This is a genomic window from Kitasatospora sp. NPDC056651 (genome assembly GCF_042792155.1).
Taxonomy (GTDB): Bacteria; Actinomycetota; Actinomycetes; order Streptomycetales; family Streptomycetaceae; genus Kitasatospora.
In genome coordinates this window covers 1-2,658 of sequence record NZ_JBHTWX010000228.1, presented here as the reverse complement: position 1 = coordinate 2,658, position 2,658 = coordinate 1, and the positions used below count along the sequence as shown (strand labels likewise).

The 2,658-nt window shown below is 73.8% G+C and carries 1 protein-coding gene; it reads right to left on the bottom strand.

Annotated features, from left to right (window positions below; genetic code table 11):
- Positions 1–2,658: AMP-binding protein (locus ACFRAR_RS38555; protein WP_380705096.1), on the bottom strand; the 2,658-nt coding region annotated here is incomplete at both ends.

Genomic DNA, 2,658 nt, shown 5'->3' with positions numbered 1-2,658 from the left:
GAACAGCCGCTCCGAATCACCCTCCGGATCCGCCGCCATCGCCTCCAGCACCGCCCGGTACAACCCCGCCACCCGCTGCGCCCACACCCGACCGAGGACGGCGGTGTTGCTGCTGAGGCCGACGTGTCCGGCGATGGTGGTGACGGCGAGGTCGAACTCGGTGTTGCCGTCGGCCAAGACCGCACCGACGTCGACCAGCTCGCGGTCGACCTGCGGGAAGTCGAGGTAGTTGAAGGAGACGTTGAGCAGCCGGCCGGCGCCGGCCAGTCGCTGCACCTCCGGCATCGGGAACCGCCGGTGCGGCCACAGCTCCACCTCCCGCTCGAACACCGAGCGCACCAGCTCCCGCCAGCTGCGGGCACCGCGCTCGAAGCCGAACGGCAGCGTGTTGAGGTACATGCCCGGGACGCGGTCGGCGCCGACGGCCTCCGGTCGGGCGTCGCAGACCAGGCCGGTGCAGAAGGCGGGCTCGTCGGTGAGGCGGCCCATCACGGTGAGATGGGCCGCGAGCAGGACACTCTTGAGCGAGGCGCGGGCCCGGGCGGCGAGTGCGCGCAGCTCGGCTTCCAGGTCCTGGAAGGGGACTTGGAGGCGGTACCGCTCGCTCGGCAGGGCCGGCTCACCCCAGTGCGCGGGCAGGGCGAAGGCCGGGTAGCGCTCGACCTGCCCGCTCCAGTACGCACGGTCCTCGGCCGACGCCAGCGCCCGCACCTCGCCCGCGATGAAGTCGGCGTAGCGGACCTGGGCGGGCGACGCCGGCTCCGGGTCGCGGCCGGTCCGCAAACCGCGGTAGCAGCCGAGCAGTTCCATCAGGAGGTTGTAGTTGCTCCATCCCTCGGTGATGGCGTGGCAGCGAACCATGGTGAGCCACCAGCCGTCGGCGGCCCGGTGCGCGGCGAGGCGCAGCAGCGGCGGCCGGGACAGGTCGAACAGCCGCGCCCGCTCGGCGGCCTGGAACTCCCGGAGCGCACCCCGGAACTCCTCCGCCGGCAGCTCCCTCAGGTCGTGCACCACCACCGGGATCCCGGCTTCGGCGTGCACCAGCTGCAACGGCACCGAGTACGACTCCAGGTCGAAGGAGGTCCGCAGCACCTCGTGCCGCTGCGCCACCACCCGGGCCGCTGCTTCGAAGGCCTCGGTGCAGAACGGCTCCTCGTCCCGAATCCGGAACGAGGCCACGCCGTGGTAGCGGTGCAGGGTGTCGTCGGCCAGCATCTCCAGGACCATGCCGAGCTGGGTCCGGGAAACGGGGTAGGCGTCCGTCACCGCGGCGGGCAGCCTCGCCCGGTCCTCCTCCGCGAGCAGCGCGAACGGGGCCACGCCGGCCTCCGGCACCACCGAGGCGCGTCCGGCCAACAGGGCTGCCAGGCCCGCCACGGTGCGTCCGGCGAAGACGTCCCGGACGGAGACGTCGTAGCCCTCCGTACGCAGCGCGCCGACCACCGCCACCGCGCGGATCGAGTCGCCGCCGAGGTCGAAGAAGCTGTCGGTCATCCCGACCCGCTCCACGGCGAGCACCTCGGCCCAGACCCGGGTGAGGTCGTACTCGGTAGGGGTGCTCGGGGCGACGTACTCGGCGACGAGGTCGAGCTCCGGGGCCGGCAGGGCGCGCTTGTCGAGCTTGCCGTTGGCCGTCAACGGCAGCCGCTCCAGAGCCACGAACAACGAGGGCACCAGGTACTCCGGCAGCGAGCGCGCCAAGGCCGCCCGCAGCTCCCCCGCCCCCGGCAGGGCCTCCCCGGAGGGCACCGCGTAGCCGACCAGCCGGCCCTCGCGGACGACCACGGCCGCCTCCCGCACACCCGGTACGGCGGCCAGCGCGACCGCCACCTCGCCCGGCTCCACCCGGTGGCCGCGCACCTTCACCTGGTCGTCGGCCCGGCCGACGTACACCACCACGCCGTCCGGGCGGACCCAGGCCCGGTCACCCGTCCGGTACAACCGGGAACCCGGCACACCGAACGGGTCCGGCACGAACCGCTCCGCCGTCAGCCCCGGCCGGCCCAGGTAACCCCGCGCCACCCCGACCCCGCCGACACACAACTCCCCCACCACGCCCAGCGGCACCGGACGCAGCCCCGCGTCCAGCACCCGCACCACCACACCCGGCAGCGGGGCGCCGATCGGCACCACCGGGTCGGTGCCGGGGTGGTCGGCCGGGTGCACGGTGGTGCCGACGGTCGCCTCGGTGGGGCCGTACTCGTTGATCAGCCGATCGGGCCCGAGCAGAGCGGCCAGCCGGTCGGCGAGCCGGCTGGGGAAGGCCTCGCCTGCGACGACGAACACCTCGGCCAGCTTCGCCAGCCGGTCGTCGGCGAGCTGGTGGGTGAGCAGCTCCAGGTGTCCCGGGGTCAGCTTGACGAAGCTGAACGGGCCCGCTTCGGCCAGGTCGGCACCGAGGTCGGCCAGGTCGCGGTCCTGCGGCCAGAGCCAGAGGCGCTGTCCGCTCGCCAGCGGCGCCCAGAGGTTCGGGACGACCAGGTCGAAGGCGTGCGAGGAGAACAGCGGGGCGCCGCCGACGCCCCGGGCGGCCAACTCCTCGACCGCCCAAGCGACGTGATTCGCGAGCGCGCCGTGGGTGATCTGGACACCCTTCGGCCGGCCGGTGGAACCCGAGGTGTAGATCACGTACGCCAGCTGCCCCGGATCCACCGGCGA